General features: G+C 74.3%; 15 protein-coding genes. 11 read left to right on the top strand and 4 right to left on the bottom strand.

Features of this window, described 5'->3' with window-relative positions:
* The first annotated feature begins 1 nt into the window (after nt 1).
* The 5 genes from EJK16_RS20475 (at nt 2) to EJK16_RS15815 (ending at nt 5,123) form a co-directional block, all read left to right on the top strand.
* A complete protein-coding gene (locus EJK16_RS20475) occupies nt 2-817 on the top strand; it encodes a C40 family peptidase (protein WP_255411513.1) in 816 nt (271 codons plus the stop codon).
* A 209-nt stretch (nt 818-1,026) separates the two neighbouring features.
* A complete protein-coding gene (locus EJK16_RS15825; protein WP_127131044.1) occupies nt 1,027-1,953 on the top strand; it encodes a universal stress protein in 927 nt (308 codons plus the stop codon).
* 89 nt (nt 1,954-2,042) lie between these two features.
* A complete protein-coding gene (rocD, locus tag EJK16_RS15820) occupies nt 2,043-3,272 on the top strand; it encodes an ornithine--oxo-acid transaminase (RefSeq protein WP_127131042.1) in 1,230 nt (409 codons plus the stop codon).
* 87 nt (nt 3,273-3,359) lie between these two features.
* Nucleotides 3,360-3,512, top strand: a complete 153-nt coding sequence (locus EJK16_RS20665) for a putative leader peptide (protein WP_370276076.1) — start codon at nt 3,360-3,362, stop codon at nt 3,510-3,512.
* Nucleotides 3,513-3,692: 180 nt separating this feature from the next.
* Entirely contained in the window at nt 3,693-5,123 is a 1,431-nt protein-coding gene (locus EJK16_RS15815) for a dicarboxylate/amino acid:cation symporter (RefSeq protein WP_127131041.1), read from the top strand.
* An 89-nt stretch (nt 5,124-5,212) separates the two neighbouring features.
* On the opposite strand, the gene EJK16_RS15810 is transcribed toward EJK16_RS15815, so the two are convergent.
* A complete protein-coding gene (locus EJK16_RS15810) occupies nt 5,213-6,040 on the bottom strand; it encodes an alpha/beta fold hydrolase (protein WP_127131040.1) in 828 nt (275 codons plus the stop codon).
* Nucleotides 6,041-6,177: 137 nt separating this feature from the next.
* Here EJK16_RS15810 and EJK16_RS15805 point away from each other — a divergent pair, with 137 nt between their 5' ends.
* Nucleotides 6,178-6,660, top strand: coding sequence for a pyridoxamine 5'-phosphate oxidase family protein (locus tag EJK16_RS15805; RefSeq protein WP_127131039.1), 483 nt, complete (start codon nt 6,178-6,180; stop codon nt 6,658-6,660).
* Between the two features lie 58 nt (nt 6,661-6,718).
* Here EJK16_RS15805 and EJK16_RS15800 read toward each other — a convergent pair whose 3' ends face one another.
* From EJK16_RS15800 to EJK16_RS15790, 3 genes are all read right to left on the bottom strand, one after another.
* Entirely contained in the window at nt 6,719-7,201 is a 483-nt protein-coding gene (locus tag EJK16_RS15800) for a DUF4383 domain-containing protein (RefSeq protein ID WP_127131037.1), read from the bottom strand.
* A gap of 116 nt (nt 7,202-7,317) precedes the next feature.
* Nucleotides 7,318-9,108 carry an ATP-dependent DNA helicase RecQ gene (locus tag EJK16_RS15795; protein WP_240646112.1) on the bottom strand — a complete coding sequence of 597 codons (1,791 nt, stop codon included), beginning with the start codon at nt 9,106-9,108 and terminating at the stop codon, nt 7,318-7,320.
* Nucleotides 9,109-9,213: 105 nt separating this feature from the next.
* A complete protein-coding gene (locus tag EJK16_RS15790) occupies nt 9,214-9,987 on the bottom strand; it encodes a BTAD domain-containing putative transcriptional regulator (protein WP_127131035.1) in 774 nt (257 codons plus the stop codon).
* Nucleotides 9,988-10,284: 297 nt separating this feature from the next.
* Here EJK16_RS15790 and EJK16_RS15785 point away from each other — a divergent pair, with 297 nt between their 5' ends.
* The 5 genes from EJK16_RS15785 (at nt 10,285) to EJK16_RS15765 (ending at nt 15,958) form a co-directional block, all read left to right on the top strand.
* Nucleotides 10,285-10,470, top strand: coding sequence for a hypothetical protein (locus EJK16_RS15785; protein WP_127131033.1), 186 nt, complete (start codon nt 10,285-10,287; stop codon nt 10,468-10,470).
* Nucleotides 10,471-10,517: 47 nt separating this feature from the next.
* A complete protein-coding gene (locus EJK16_RS15780) occupies nt 10,518-10,724 on the top strand; it encodes a hypothetical protein (protein ID WP_127131031.1) in 207 nt (68 codons plus the stop codon).
* An 83-nt stretch (nt 10,725-10,807) separates the two neighbouring features.
* Nucleotides 10,808-13,441 carry a MinD/ParA family protein gene (locus tag EJK16_RS15775; protein WP_127131029.1) on the top strand — a complete coding sequence of 878 codons (2,634 nt, stop codon included), beginning with the start codon at nt 10,808-10,810 and terminating at the stop codon, nt 13,439-13,441.
* Complete coding sequence (locus tag EJK16_RS15770) at nt 13,438-14,130, top strand: hypothetical protein (RefSeq protein WP_127131027.1); 693 nt, start codon at nt 13,438-13,440, stop codon at nt 14,128-14,130. The genes EJK16_RS15775 and EJK16_RS15770 overlap by 4 nt, the downstream gene beginning before the upstream one ends.
* Nucleotides 14,093-15,958 (top strand): methyl-accepting chemotaxis protein, encoded by a 1,866-nt coding sequence (locus tag EJK16_RS15765; RefSeq protein ID WP_370276069.1) that lies wholly within the window; start codon nt 14,093-14,095, stop codon nt 15,956-15,958. Before EJK16_RS15770 ends, EJK16_RS15765 begins: the two co-directional genes overlap by 38 nt.
* The last annotated feature ends 119 nt before the right edge of the window (nt 15,959-16,077 follow it).

Here is a 16,077-nt window from a genome sequence, read left to right as displayed (position 1 = left end):
AGTGACCAGCAGCACCACCATGACCGGCGCACGCCACCGCGTGGCGCGACGTCCCTCCACCCCCCTGACGACCTTCGGGCAGCGACTCGCGGGGAGCAACGTCCGCCGCGGCGTCGCCGCCGTCGCCTCCTCCGGCCTCGTCCTCACGATGGCGGCCACGGCCGCCGGCGCCACGACCAACCAGGCCGCGGCGCAGCCGAAGGCCGACGTCTCCTCCGTCACCGCCGAGGCCATGACCGCCATGGTCACCACGCCCACGGTCACGGTCCCCGCGACCATCGAGTGGAGCGTCGAGCCCGTGGCCGCCAAGGCCACGCCGGCGCCGGAGCCCGAGCCGGCTCCCGTCGTCGAGCGCGCGACGCGCCCCGCGCCTGCCGCCTCGCGCAGCAACGAGCGGGCCGCCCTGGCCACCGCGGCGACCGCCGCCCCGGCGACCGCCGCGGCCCCCGCCGCAGCCCCCGCCGCCGCGGCCCCGGCGTCCGCCTCGGCCAGCCAGATCGTCAACATCGCCCGCAAGTACGTGGGCACGCCGTACGTCTACGGCGGCACCACCCCGGCCGGCTTCGACTGCTCCGGGTTCACCGCGTACGTCTTCGCGCAGGCCGGGATCAACCTGCCGCGCACCTCGAGCGCCCAGCGCGCCGCGGGCACCGTCGTGTCCGCCGCCCAGGCCCGCCCCGGCGACCTGGTCTGGGGTCCCGGCCACGTCGGCATCTACACCGGCAACGGCAACCACATCGCCGCCCGCAGCCCGGGCACCGGCCTCCACGAGAGCCCGATCTACCTCAAGAACCCGGTCTTCATCCGGGTGGCCTGAGTCCCGCCCGAACCCTCGGGTGCTCCGAGCCAACCGGCTCGACCACGACGGCGGCCCGTCCCTCACGAGGGGACGGGCCGCCGTCGTCGTCCCCCCGTCCCTCCGGCGGCCGGCGACGGATCGCCGATCGGCCCGGAGGTCCCCGTACACGGGGGTCAAGACAGGGCACAATGAGGTCAACGGATGGCCAAGCACAGGAAGGGGCGGTCATGTCCCACGAGAAGGTCGTGGTAGTCGGGGTCGACGGCTCGGAGGCGAGCCTCGTTGCCGTGGACTGGGCGGTCGCCGAGGCCCGGCGGACCGGCTGGCGGCTGCACATCGTCTGTGCGTACGCCCTGCCCTCCTTCACGGCCGCGTCCCTGGACGGCGGGTACGCCGCCCTGGACGACACGGCGATCCAGCAGGGGGCGCAGGCCGTCGTCGACGAGGCCGTGGCGCGCTGCGACGGCTCGGGTCTCGTGGTCACGTCCGCCCTGGAGACCGGCGACCCCGCCGGGGTGCTGGTGGATCTCTCGCGCGAGGCGCACCTGGTGGTCGTCGGCACGCGCGGCGGCGGTGGCTTCACCGACCGGCTGCTCGGCACGGTGTCCTCGGCGCTGCCCGCGCACGCACACTGCCCCACCGTCGTCGTCCCCCTGGTCGGTGGCCGCAGCTTCACCCCGGTGCAGCGCATCGTGGTCGGCGTGGACGGGTCCGACTCGGCCCGCGTGGCGCTGCGCCGCGCCGTGGAGGAGGCCGCCCTGTGGGACGCCGAGCTGACGGCGGTCGCCGCGGTGCCGATCGCCACCGGCGCGGGCGCCATGGCGTGGCTGCCCGCGGCGGTCGACCGCGAGGAGGTCCTCGCCGACGTGCGCGAGGGCCTCGGCGTCGCCGTGGCATCGGCGGTGGGGGAGCGCCAGGTGCGGGTCCGTCAGCACGCGCTGGACGGCAACGCGGCCGCTCTCATGGCCGAGTTCTCCACCGCCGTCGAGCTCGTCGTGGTGGGCTCCCGGGGGCGCGGCGGCTTCGCGGGGCTGCTGCTCGGCTCCACGAGCCAGGCCGTGCTCCACCACGCCGTCTGCCCCGTCATGGTGGTCCCCGCGCGCAGCAAGGACGAGGGGCTCAGCCCCGTCGACGTCCCCTGGAACAAGGGCTAGGCGCCCGGCGCGCGCCCGCCGCGCCGACCCTTTCCAACGCGATCGGCGGGCCCTAGCGTCGTCCTCACCAGCGCCGAGGGAGGTGCGCCGTGCTCGACCACGCCGAGGTGTCCCCGGCCCGGCCGAGCGCCCTCGCCCCGAACTACCATCCGCTCGACGTCGTCCTGACCGCCGGCGAGGGCTCCTGGGTGACCGACGTCCGCGGCCGCCGCTACCTGGACTGCCTAGCGGGCTACTCGGCGCTGAACTTCGGCCACCGGCACCCCGCCCTGGTGGCGGCCGCGCAGGCGCAGCTCGGCCGGCTCACGCTCACCTCCCGCGCGTTCGACCACGACCTCCTCGAACCGCTGGCGACGGCGGTCACCGGGCTGACCGGCACGCAGATGCTGCTGCCGATGAACACCGGCGCGGAGGCCGTCGAGACGGCCGTGAAGGCCGCCCGCAAGTGGGGGTACGACGTCAAGGGCGTGCCGGACGGCGCGGCGACGATCGTCGTCGCCGAGGGTGCCTTCCACGGCCGGACCACCACGACGGTCTCGATGAGCTCGGACCCGGACATGCGCGACGGGTTCGGCCCGTACACGCCGGGGTTCCGGATCGTGCCGTACGCCGACGCCGACGCGGTGGCCGCGGCGATCGACGAGACCACGGTGGCGGTCCTCGTCGAGCCCATCCAGGGCGAGTCCGGCGTGATCATCCCGCCGCCCGACTACCTCCCGCGCCTGCGCACCCTCTGCTCGGTCAGCAACACCCTGCTCGTCCTGGACGAGATCCAGTCGGGGCTCGGGCGCACGGGCACGACGCTGGCGCAGGAGCTGGTCGGGGTGCGCGCGGACCTGACCACGCTTGGCAAGGCGCTGGGCGGCGGACTCCTGCCCGTCTCGGCGGTCGTCGGCCGCCGGGACGTGCTCTCCGTGCTCACGCCCGGCACGCACGGCTCCACGTTCGGCGGCAACCCGCTCGCGTGCGCCGTCGCGCTGGCCGTCGTGGACCTGCTGACACCGGGCGACCTGCAGGCCCGGGCCCGCGAGCTGGGCGCCGAGCTGCGCGAGCGTACCGACGCCCTCGTCGCCGAGGGCCTCCTGCGCGCGGCGCGCACCGTCGGCCTGTGGGCGGGCCTCGACGTCGAGCCGGCCCTCGGGCTGAGCGGGCGCGCCACCAGCGAGCGGCTCGCCGCGCGCGGGATCCTCACCAAGGACACCCACGGCTCGACGCTCAGGCTGGCGCCGCCGCTGACGATCAGCAGCGACGACCTCCACCTCGCCCTGGACACGCTCACGGCCGTGCTGCGCGAGGAGGCGGCCGAGGCCGGACGCTGACGCCGGGTCCGGGTCCGGGTCCGGGTTCCGGATGGGACGTTGGTCACATCCGGCCGCTGCCCCCCTGAAAGGGCCGTGGCCGTCGCTATGGTTGCCGCTGGGCCGGTATGTCTCGCGGCCCCTCACCTGATCTGGAGTGTCGTGGTCAACACCTGGAACCTCACCGCGCGCCGCGCCGTCGACCTTTGTCGTCAGGCCAGCGCGATGTGTGCGACGCGCAGGTGTTGTCCGGCTCGCTGACGAGCCCCCGGCCCCGACGCACCGCGTCGTCAAGGGCCAACCCGTGCGCCCGTTCGGGTGTCCCGTGCCTGTTCCCTGCCGTGACTCTCACGGCTACCTCCCCGACGGCGCCCGAGCGCGCGCCGTCGTCCCCCGCCGGGGTGCCCGGACGCACCCCGGCCTCCTGAAAGGCCACCATCCGTGTCCACCACCACGCGCCCCGAGGGCGCGCCCACCCGCCGGTTGCGGCTGCCGTCCTTCAGCGTCCAGATCATCGCGGCGCTCGTCGTCGGCGTCCTGCTCGGCTGGCTCGCCCTGAGCATGGGCCCCGTCTCCGAGACGGAGCCCAACTGGCTGACCGTCACGCTGAGCACCATCGGCTCCTCCTTCATCAGCCTGCTCAAGGCCGTCGTCCCGCCGCTGGTCTTCACGGCAATCGTGGCCTCCATCGCGAACCTGCGCGGCGTCGCGAACGGCGCCCGGCTCGCCGGGCAGACGCTCCTGTGGTTCGCCATCACCGCGCTCGTCTCGGTCCTCATCGGCATCGGCCTGGGCCTCGTGCTGCAGCCGGGCGCCAACACCGGCGTCGACGCCGCGGCGGCGGAAGAGCCTGGCCGGACCGGCAGCTGGCTGGACTTCCTCACCGGCATCATCCCGGCCAACTTCCTGGGCCTGACCTCCTCCGGGTCGCTGACCATCGGGGACGACGGCGCCATCACCGGCGTGACCACGGGGCTGAGCTTCAACGTCCTGCAGATCATCGTCATCGCCCTGGTCGTGGGCATCGCCGCGCTGCGCGTGGGCAAGAGCGCCGAGCTGTTCCTGTCCCTCAACGCCTCGGTGCTCGCCGTGATCCAGAAGGTCCTGTGGTGGATCATCCGCCTGGCCCCGATCGGCACGCTCGGCCTGGTCGGCAAGGCCATCGCCACCTACGGGTGGGACTCCCTCGCCAGCCTGGGCACCTTCGCGATCGCCATCTATGTCGGCCTGGCCCTGGTGCTGTTCGTGGTCTACCCGGTCATCCTCAAGAGCCACGGGCTGCCGGTGATGCGCTACTTCCGCGGCGCCTGGCCCGCCATCCAGCTCGCGTTCGTCTCACGCTCCTCGATCGGCACCCTGCCCGTGACGCAGCGCGTGACCGAGCGCAACCTCGGCGTCCCGCGCTCCTACACCTCCTTCGCCGTGCCGCTTGGCTCGACGACCAAGATGGACGGCTGCGCCTCCATCTACCCGGCCATCGCCGCGATCTTCGTCGCGCAGTTCTTCGGCATCGACCTCTCGGTCACCGACTACCTGCTCATCGCGTTCGTGTCCGTGGTCGGCTCGGCCGCCACCGCGGGCCTGACCGGCGCGATCGTCATGCTGACCCTGACCCTCTCCACCCTCGGCCTGCCCCTGGCGGGCGTGGGCCTGCTGCTGGCGATCGACCCGATCCTCGACATGGGTCGCACCGCCGTCAACGTGGCGGGGCAGGTGCTCGTGCCGGTGATCGTCGCCAAGCGCGAGGGCATCCTCGACGTCGAGAAGTACAGCTCCGCCGACGCGGAGGACCTCTTCAGCGAGGACCACGACGTCGCCGACGCGGCCGGCGACACCCCGGTTCGCGACGAGGCGCTCGCCGGCGCCCGCTGAGCCGGGCGCCGCGGCGCCACACCACGAACGGGCCCGCACCGGTCGGACCGGCGCGGGCCCGTTCGTCGTCCCCGCTCTGGGGCGGAGGCCTACGCCGCCTCGCCCGCCTGCTCGACGATGAGCTCGGCGAGCTCCTCGGGCTCCGTCTCGGGCAGCCAGTGCCCCGCGGGGATCTCCACGAACCGGTAGGTCCCCTCCACGTGCTCGGCCGTGAGCTCGGCGGCCCTCCGGACCAGGGCGAAGTCGTCGCGGCCCCAGATGTACGTGGTCGGGACGGTGACGGCGGACGGGAAGGCCGCCCTGCTCAGGGGCATCGCCCGGTACCAGTTGAGCCCCGCCGTCAGCGCGCCCGGCTCGGCCATCCGGCGGGCGTAGCGGGCGGCGTCCTCCGCGGGCAGCCCGCTCCCGCGCAGCGACGCCTCCAGGCGCGGCCCGACGACGGCCTCGGGCAGCCGGGGCAGCTGGAAGAACCCCATGTACCAGGACCGCAGCAGCTGGGTCGAGCCCGCCATGGAGCGCAGGAACGCCCGGGGGTGCGGCGTCGACAGGGCCGTCAGGGAGGCGACGCGGCCGGGATGGGCGGCCGCCGCGGCCCAGGCCACCCCGCCGCCCCAGTCGTGCCCCACCAGGTGCGCGCGCGGCGCGCCGACGGCGTCGAGCAAGGCCAGGACGTCGGCCACGAGCCACTCGAGGCGGTACGCGGCGCGCTCGAGGGGCCGAGCCCCGGGGGAGTAGCCGCGCTGGTCCGGCACGAGCGTGCGCAGGCCGGCCCCGTGCAGCGACGGGACCACGCGGTCCCAGCTCGTGCCGTCCTGCGGGAAGCCGTGCAGCAGGACGACGGGGGCGCCGTCGACCGGGCCCTCGTCGCGCACGTCGAAAACCAGGCGGCCGCGCCGGAACTGCCTGAGTCGGCTCATGACCGGAGGCTACGCGCGCGTCGGTGGCCGGGCCACGCGCGGCGACGACGGGGGCGTCCCTGCGCTCGCCGACAGGGAGGCACCGTGGTTACGTGGGTCTCGCCACGCGGCGGAGCGCCGCAGACCGGGGGAGACGCATGAGCCAGGACGAGGGCATCAAGAAGGTCGCCGAGCTGGTGAAAGACGCGCGCATCGCGATGGTCACCACCCACGCCGCCGAGCACAACCTGGTCAGTAGGCCGATGGGTCTCCAGGAGGTCGAGTTCGACGGCGACCTCTGGTTCTTCGCGGACGAGCGCTCGGACACGGTCGCGGAGATCGGTGCCGATCCCCGCGTGAACGTCTCGTTCAGCGCCGGCACCTCGTGGGTGTCGGTGTCCGGGGACGCCGAGGTGGTGCGCGACCGCGCCAAGGTCGAGGAGCTCTGGAACAGCGTCGTCGAGGCCTGGTTCCCCGACGGCCCCACGACCCCCGAGGTCGTGCTCCTCAAGGTCCACGCCGGCTCCGCGCAGTACTGGGAGTCGCCGGGCGGGCGGGTCACGACCCTGCTGAGCATGGTGAAGTCGAAGGTCACGGGGGAGCGCTACGAGGGCGGGGAGACCGGCACCGTCCAGATGTAGGCGGGTCGGCGGCCGCGCGCGGGTCGGCGGCCGCGCGCGGGACGGCGGCCGGGTGTGGTCAGCGCCGGGGCCCGGGGGACGGTGCATCCACCCGCCGCCGCGCGGGCCAGAGCATGATCACGAGGCCGACGGCGGCGGCGCCCAGGTGCAGCCAGTTGTCCGCCGCGTTGAGGCTGAGATAGTTCGGCATCCTCCCGTCCAGGGCGAGCCGGCCGTAGAGGTACACGGCGCCGTAGCCGACCAGCAGGATCAGGCCGAACAGGCGCGCGCTCCCGGACCGGGCCCACAGCAGGAGGCCCAGCAACCCGACGACGACGTGGAGGACGTTGTGCACCGGGTTGATGCCGAAGCCGAGCAGGAGGCTCCCCTCCTCGCCGAGCGACGGGAGGTCCCCCGCCGAGCGGATCTCCGTGACGCCGCCGAGCCCCGTGACGGCGAAGCCCGCTAGCCCGAACACGAGGAACAGGAGCGCGACCAGGAGGGCGAGGCGCTGGTGGAACCCGCGCCGGCGGCGGGTCGGGGCGTGGGCGGTGGTAACCATGGTGACCTCCACGTCACGATGTCGTGCGGGTCAAGCGTGCGCGCACCCGGGCCGGGCCGCACGCCGACGCCTGCGGTCACGACCCGTCGACAACGACCGGTCCTCGCGCGAGCCTCCTACACCCGGTGCAGCAGCTCGTGCTCCTCGATGAGGTCCCGCGAGAGCGTCTTGTAGCCCTCGCGCTCGAAGAAGATGGTGATGCGGTCGTCCTCGTGGCGCATCACCACGCCGGAGCCCCACTCCCGGTGCTCGACGACGGCCTGGAGCGGGAACGGATCAGCGGCGTGCCCGTTCGTGTGCCCGTCCCGGCCGGCGCCCCCCGTCGCGCGGCCGCCGCCGACGCCGCCGGTGCTGTTGCCCTCGCCGTCGCCGTCGCCGTCGCCACCTGCACCGGCGGCGTCGGCGGGAGGGCCGTCGCGCCCGTCGTCCTGCGTCCCGACCCGGGCGAGGCAGAGGTCGCAGCTCCCGCAGTCGCCGTCGTGCGGCTCGCCGAAGTAGCCGAGCAGGAACTGGCGGCGGCAGTCCTGCGTCTCGGCGTAGCCCCGGATCATCTCGATGCGGGACCTGTCGATGCGCTCACGGGAGTCGGCGGCCTCGACCGCGCGTGCGACGACCTTCTTGGGGGCCAGGGCGCCCACGGCCTCGACGCCGCGCGGCCCGCGGTCGACGGCGCCCACCTCCTGCAGGAGATTGACCGTGCCGGTGACCTTGCGCGGCGAGAGGCCGGTCGCGGCGCGCAGCGCGGTCGCCTGCTGCGGCGTGCGGGCGCGGCGCACGGCGGTCAGGACGGTGCGCAGGGCGTCCTCGTCGACCGTCGCGGTGGAGAAGAAGCGGCGCAGACCCAGGTCTTCCGGCCGGTAGTGCAGGACGGCGACCGCGGGCTCCCCGTCGCGGCCGCCACGGCCGATCTCCTGGTAGTAGCTGTCCAGGGAGTCCGGCGCGTCGGCGTGGACGACGAAGCGGACGTTCGGCTTGTCGATCCCCATGCCGAACGCCGACGTCGCGACCACCACGTCGAGCTCATCCTCGAGGAAGGCCCGGTGGACCTCCTCCCGGTCGTCCGCCCTCCTGCCGCCGTGGTAGGCCGCCACCCGCAGCCCGCGCTCCGCCAGCGCCTCGGCGTAGCGCTCGGTGTCCTTGCGGGTCGCGACGTACAGCAGACCGGGCCCGGGCAGCGACGCGACCTGCTCCAGGACCGCGCGCCGCTTGCCGTCCGCGTCGGTGTGGCGCCGGACCTCCAGGCGCAGGTTCGGCCGGTCGAAGCCCCGGCTGACCATGAGCGGGTCCCGCAGGCCGAGGCGCTGGACGATCTCCGCCTGCACAGGGGTGGCCGCCGTCGCCGTCAGGGCGATGACCCCCGGGCGTCCCACCCGCTCGACCACGGCGCCCAGCGCAAGGTAGTCGGGGCGGAAGTCGTGCCCCCAGGACGAGACGCAGTGCGCCTCGTCGACGACGAACAGCGACGGCCGCAACGCCCGGACGCGGTCGGTCACCTCCTCCTTGGCGAGCTGCTCGGGGGAGAGGAAGAGGAACTCGGCGCCCTCCCGCGAGACCGCTCGCCAGGACTCCGCGTTCTCCGACGCGTCCTGCGCGGAGTTCAGCGCCACCGCGTCCGGCGCCCCGTCGGCGGCCTCGAGCCCGGCGACCTGGTCCTGCTGCAGCGAGATCAGGGGCGAGACGACGATGGTCGGGCCGTCCAGCAGGACGGCGGGCACCTGGTAGATGGCCGACTTGCCGTACCCCGTCGGCATCACCGCCAGCACGTCCCGCCCGCCCAGCGCGGCCTCCATCGCCTCGGGCTGCCCGGGGCGCAGGTCGTCCCAGCCGAAGGCCTCGCGGGCGACGCCCCGCAGCCGCGCGGCGCCGTCGGACGCAACGGGGCCCGCGGCGGGATCATGAGGAGTCACCGGACCACTGTGCGGCGCGCCGGGCGGACCGGCAATGGGAACCCGCACGGCCAGCGGGGGCCGGACCGGCCGCCGCGGGGCGGGCCGGGGCGGCCGCCGGCGGGCTCAGATCTCGCGGCGCAGCTGGCGCGGGTGCCGGGAGTGCATCGGCCGGCTGGTCTGCAGCGGCCGGACGAGCTCGACGATCTGCGGGGAGACGGAGATGCCGAGCTCGGTGCTCAGCCGCAGGCGGAACGCCCGGTAGACGCGCACCGCCTCCACGTGGTTGCCGTCCATGAGGTGCACCCGGATGAGGGCCCGGTGCGCGCTCTCCCGCAGGGGCTCGATGGTGACCGCGCCCATCGCGGCCTGCAGGGCGCCGTCGACGTCCCCGCTCGCCAGCAGCCGGTCCGCCAGCGTCTCCAGCGCCCGGAGGCGCAGCTGGTGCAGCTGCTCGCGCTCCTCCAGCACCCAGTCGTCGTACCAGCCGGGCAGGAGCGTGCCGCGGTGGAGCACGTGCAGGGCGTGCTCGACGTCGGGCAACGCCGCCGAGGCCAGCCGGTGGGCGAGGTCGCGCAGCTCGTGGACGTCGACGCGCACGTCGGGGGCGAGGCGCATCATGCCCTGCGACTCCTCGAGGACCCCGACCAGCAGGTGCTGGACGCGCCAGACCGCCGCCCGGAGGTTGCCGTGCGCCCGGCTCTCGTCGCTGTCGGGCCACAGGAGGCCCGCCAGGTGCGCGCGGGGCCGTTCCCCCTGGAGCGCCAGGAGGCTGAGCAACCTGCGTTCGCGGTAGGCGACCACGACCGCGGTGCCGTCGCTCCTGAGCTGCCAGCCCTCGAAGAGGCGGAGCGACCAGCGTGCTCCGTTCCCGGTGATGGGCACTGGCTCCGAGTCCATGTGGTTCGTCCCCTTTGACCCGACCACCGGGACGGTGCGCGGAAGAAAAGCCTCCGCGCTGGTGGCGCCGCAGTGCGGCGTCACGTCTCACTTTCCTCACCAGCCACACGCCCGTCAAGGGTGAAATTGCGGCGCGCCTGGCGTCGCGCGCAACACCACAGGTCACGGCGTCGGTGCGCGCCTGGTCACGGGCGGCGCCCCGTCGCGTGTGACGTGCCCGTCACGCGCGGGTAACGCCCCGGGGCGCTCACTGGCCACGTCCGGACCAAGCACGACGCCGGAAGGGGGGTGAACAAGATGCGTGACCTCACACCTGGCGAGCTCGACGGCCAGGCCACCGAGCTGCTGCCGACGAGGGAGACCCTGACCTTCGACCTCAGCTTCGCCAACGTGTATGCCACGAACGCGTCGCTGGCGCTCAATGCCGTGACGTACGACTCGGCGGCATACAGCGCGGCCGTCCAGACGATCGTCCAGTCTTAAGTGACGTCCGAGGCCGGGACCACGGTCCCGCGGAAAGGGCAGTGCACATGGATCCTGGAGCCACACTGAGCCAGAACGAGCTCGACCACCAGGAGGCGGAGATGCTCCCCGCCAGGGAGACCCTCTTCTTCGACATCACCGTCGCCCCCGTGGTCGGGGTGAACCTGGCCTTCGCCATCAATGCCGCGACCATCGGCAGCTCGGCGAACGCCTACGCCGCGCAGGGCCTCGGCTCGCTGAACCTGGGCGGCTAGCGCCTCACGGCCCGGTGGGCCGGCCCGGTGCACAGGGCCGGCCCACGGGGCTCCCCGTCTTCCCCTCTCCCAGGCGAGGTCGTGTGAGCATCTATCGCCCGCCAGGCGGCCGGGCCGCGGCCGCCCCGCCCGCGCCGGCCGTGGGGGGCGACCGTGCGGGCGGCGGGCCCGCCGGTGGCGACGGCGCGGCGCGCTGGTCCCGCGCCGCCGGGGTGGCCTCACTCGGCATGGTCCAGGACTCGGGCCTGAAGGACCGCGCGTACCTCGTCCGCCGCGGCGACGGGCAGGTGGTGCAGGTCTCGGAGCTCCTGCACCTGGTCCTCATGCAGCTCAGCGGCACCCGGAGCGCGCACGAGGTCGCCGGCGCCGTCAGTGCCGCGTTCGGCCGCCGGCTCGGCGTCGAGGGCCTGGACCACCTGGCGCGGACGAAGCTGCTCCCGCTGGGACTGGTCACCGACCTCGAGGCCCCGGCCCCGCCGTCGGCAATGCCGCGTGCCCGCCCCCTGCTGAGCCTGAGCCTGCGGTTCACCCTCGTGCCGGCGCGCGGCGCCCGGCGGCTCGCCGCGGCGCTCGCGCCGCTGTACTGGCCCCCGGTCGTCGTCCTCGCGCTCGCCGCCCTGGTGGCCCTCGACGTCGCGCTCGTCCACGGGACGGACGCCGGCGCCGCCCTCCAGAAGGTCCTCGCCACGCCGGGCGACCTTGCGGTCCTGGTCGTGCTCCTCACCGTCGGCGCGGTCGTGCACGAGATCGGGCACGCCACCGCCTGCGTCTACGGCGGCGCGTCGCCGGGCGTGATCGGCGCCGGCGTCTACGTCGTCTTCCCCGCCCTCTACACCGACGTCACCGACGCGTACCGGCTCGGCCGGGCCGGGCGGCTGCGCACGGACCTCGGCGGTCTGTACTTCAACGTCTGGTGCCTGCTCGCCCTCGGGTCCGCCTTCCTCGCGACCGGCCAGGAGGTCTTCTTCCTCGCCGCCCTGCTCATGCACGTCGAGATGGTGCAGCAGCTCATCCCGAACCTGCGCTTCGACGGGTACTTCGTGCTCGCCGACCTCGCGGGCGTGCCGGACCTCTTCGCCCGCGTCGGCCCCGTGCTGCGCGGCCTGCTCCCCGGGCGGGAACAGGACCCGAGAGTCACCGAGCTGCGGCCCGGCGCGAGGCGGATCGTGACGGCGTGGGTGCTCGTCGTCGTCCCCACGCTCCTCGCCGCGTTCGCCTGGATGCTGTGGCACCTGCCCGTCATCGTCCCGACCACCCTCGCGGCGATCTCGGTGCACGTGGGCACGGCCGGCCAGGCGCTCGCCGCCCGCTCCCCGGTGCTGTTCCTCGGGTCGGTCCTCTCGGTGCTGCTGCTCGCCCTGCCCCTGGCCGGCCTGGCGCTGGTGCTCCGCCGTCTCGCGCTGCTCCTGCTGCGACCCGCCCGGCGCCGGATCGCCGCGCGGCTGCGTCACCGCCGCACGGCCGCCACGATCCCGGCACGCCGTCACCCCGTCCCCCTCCGGAGGCCGATCATGGTCCACCCGTCCCAGCCCGCGGCCGAACGCCGGTCCACCGACGACCCGGTGGGCACGGCGACGCTGCCCGCACCGTCCGGGCGACCGTCCCGCCCGACGGCGGAGCCCGCCGGACACCCGGCCCCGGCCGCCGCGGGCACCGCCCGCCCGGCTCCGCCCGAGCCAGGGTCGCGCCCGACGGCGGGTGCGCCGCCGGGCCGCGCCAGCTCGCCGTCCGCGGGCCCTCCGCCCGAGCCGATGCCACCACCGCCGGCGCCGCTGAGCGCCGCGGCCTTCACCGACGCGGCGATGTTCGCGCCACGCCGTGAGCCGGCCACCGAGGGATGGCAGCGGTTCCTGCACGCGGCGACCTCCGGGCGCGTGAGCCCGCGCCCCGGCGCGCGGGAGCGGCGCCACCTGGAGGTGCTCGGCCGCATGCGGGCGCCCATCGTCGGTTCCCGGCGCGTGGTCGTGATGAGCCGCAAGGGCGGGGTCGGGAAGACCACGCTGGCGCTGGCCCTCGGGAGCACCTTCGCCGTCCACCGCGGCGACCGTGTCATCGCCGTGGACGCGAACCCCGATGCCGGGAACCTCGCGTACCGCCTGGCCCGCGGGCCGGTCGAGCCCTCGCGCCGTTCCATCACGGACGTGCTCGGCAACCTCGAGACGATCCGCAGCTACGCCGACCTGCAGGGGTACACCTCCCAGGCCCCCGCGTCACGGCTGGAGGTGCTCGCCTCGGACGACGACCCCCGGATCAGCCTGGCCCTCGCCCAGGACTCCTACCACTGTGTCATCACGCTCCTCGACGCCTACTACAACCTGATCCTCCTCGACACCGGCACCGGAATTCTCGACAGCGCGAACCAGGGCCTCATCGCGGACGCCGACCAGCTCGTGCTCGTGCTCCGCCCCGCGCTCGACGGGGCGCGGGCCGCAGCGCTCACGCTCGACTGGCTCGACGAGCACGGGCACTCCGACCTCGTCGAGCGGGCGGTCGTGGTCGTCAACGGTGTGCGGCCCGGCGTCGGCGCGCCGCTCGAGCAGATCGAGGACCACTTCACCAGGCGGTGCGCCCACGTGGGGAAGCTCCCGTGGGACCAGGCGCTGGAGAAGGGCGCACAGACGGACCTGGCCGGCCTCGGACGCCGGACGCGAGACGCGCTGAACGAGGTGGCGGCCGCCGTGGCGGACAGCTTCATCGAGGTCAGGGGGCTGCGGTGAACGCCCGGCGGCGGGTGGCGGTCCTCATCGCCACGACGGCGCTGCTCGCCCTCGGCGGCGCACCCGCCGCGTCCGCCCACGGGGGCCGGTCGGTGGAGACGGAGTCCGAGGCGCGGCCGGACGAGGACCGGCCGATCGACCGGGACGTCTCCGAGCGGCGGGTGAAGCTCGCCGGCCGCCACGTGCGCGCGGAGGCGGAGGCATCCGCGAAGGTCCGCTGCGACGACTGCGCGGCCGAGGCGGTGACCTTCCAGATCGTCAGCGTCCACCGCGCCAAGGTGACGAAGGTGCGCAACGAGGCCCGGGCGACGGCGCGGTGCGAGAACTGCCGCGCGGCGGCGGTGTCCGTGCAGGTGGTCGTGGCCAGGACCCGCACGATCCGTCCCGACAACCGCGCCGAGGCGGTCAACGACCACTGCACCGGCTGCACCACCAGCGCCGCGGCGTACCAGTTCGTCCTCGTCGGGGACCGGAAGAAGGACCTGTCCGAGCGCGGGCGCGCCCTCGTGGCGCAGATCGAGACCGAGATGGTCGGAGTCCTCGCGCCGGCCGGCGTCGGCGCGGGCCCAGCGCCGGCGGGTCTGGCCGTGCAGGACGCGCTCCAGGCGGGCGCCGACCGCATCGAGGCCGTCCTGCGCGACGAGATGGGGAATGTCGAGATCGAGCGCCACGTCGACGTCAGCGGATGATCCTGGCCCCGCGCAGCGAGCGTCGTGGCCCCGGGGGCGCTTGCCGCCTCCAACTTCTACGCGGGGCGACGTTCTTGCCGATATGTGGAGCGGTGTTATCTGCAGGGCCGCCCCGAGGGTGACTCACGGCCGACGCAGCCAGGCACGCCGTTGTGTCCGACCCGTGGGTCCTCCCACCTGTTCGAGGAGCTCCGCCATCGCTACGGTTCCGGCCAAGTACCGCAGGCTTGCACGAGCACGTCGTCGCGGTTTCTCCGACCTCAGGGTCACGACGAAGATCACGTTCGCTCTGATCCTCATGACGGTGGTGACCGTCGCCGTCGTGGTGGTCGGCCTCACCGGCGTGACTCGGCTGGCCGCGACGGCGGATGCCATGTACGCCCAGGACCTGCGTGCCACCCAGACCGCCGGGGAGATGAAGGCGCAGCTCCTCCTCGCGAACCTCAGCGGCGCCACGGCCGCGCTCACCCCCCACCCCGAGGTGAAGGTCCAGGACCGGAGGACGGCGGACGCCGCGCTCAAGCGGCTCAGCACCCTGGGGGAGCGATTCATCGCCGAGTTCGCGTCGGGTGAGCAGAAGGCGGTCCTCGCGCCGGCCCTCGCGGACGTCGACGGCTACCGCACCCTCATGGCGGAGGTCGACGCGCTGTTCGACGCCGGCCAGGTCGTGGAGGGGGCCCGTCGGGCCGACGACCTCATCGCCATGCGCACGTCCATCGACGGGGCGATCAACACGGTGGTCTCGCTGCAGGACGCGGACTCGCGAGCAGGCCGGGACCTGGCGGCGGCCACGGCCGTGCAGGTCCGGATCGTCTCGATGGTGGTGGCCGTGGTCGGCTCGGTCCTGGCGATCCTCCTGGGCCTGGCGGTCTCGCGCCGGATCGGGGCGGGCATCCGCGAGGTCAAGAAGGTCACCGACGCGCTGGCCGCCGGGGACCTGACCCGCACGGCCAGCCTTCCCCAGCGCGACGAGGTGGGTCAGATGGCGGCCTCGCTGGACGTCGCCACCGCGAACCTGCGCGCGCTCGTCGCGGGCGCGGCCACGTCGTCCCAGCAGGTCGCCGCGGCCGCGGAGGAGCTCTCCGCCTCCACCACGCAGGTCTCCGCCGGGTCGGAGGAGACCTCCGTCCAGGCCGGGGTGGTCGCCGCCGCGGCCGAGCAGGTCTCCCAGAACGTCCAGAGCGTCGCCGCGGGCGCGGAGCAGATGGGCGTCTCGATCCGGGAGATCGCCCACAACGCCAACGAGGCCGCCCGGGTCGCCGGGCAGGCCACCGAGGTCGCCGAGTCGACCAACCAGACCGTGGCGAGGCTCGGTGTCAGCTCGGGGGAGATCGGCAACGTCCTCAAGGTCATCACCTCCATCGCCGAGCAGACCAACCTCCTGGCCCTGAACGCGGCCATCGAGGCCGCCCGCGCCGGGGAGTCCGGCAAGGGCTTCGCCGTCGTCGCGGCCGAGGTCAAGGAGCTCGCCCAGGAATCTGCCAAGGCCGCCGAGGACATCGCCCGCCGGATCGCGGCCATCCAGGTCGACACCACGAGTGCCGTGGGGGCCATCAGGGAGATCGCCACGATCGTGGCCTCGATCAACGACTTCCAGCGAACCATCGCCTCCGCGGTGGAGGAGCAGACCGTCACCACCAACGAGATGTCCCGCGGCGTCGCCGTGGCCGCCACCGGCTCCGGCGAGATCGCCTGCAACATCACCGGCATCGCGTCCGCGACCGCATCGAACGCCTCTGTCTTCAACCAGATGGGCGGCGCCGTCAGCGAGCTCGCCCGCATGTCCGAAGACCTCCGCCGGCGCGTCAACCGCTTCACGTATGCCTGACGCGACGACCGACAGCACCGCCACCGTGGCGGCGCCCCGACGGGCGCCGCCGCTCCTCCTCCCGGGCAGCACGTCCCCACACCGGCCGACCCACCGGCCGGGCTCGCCCGTCGCGGTTT

The organism is Georgenia sp. SYP-B2076, from assembly GCF_003991205.1.
Taxonomy (GTDB): Bacteria; Actinomycetota; Actinomycetes; order Actinomycetales; family Actinomycetaceae; genus Georgenia.
Note: the sequence above shows the minus strand (reverse complement) of the source record. Positions and strands in the feature narration are given on the sequence as shown.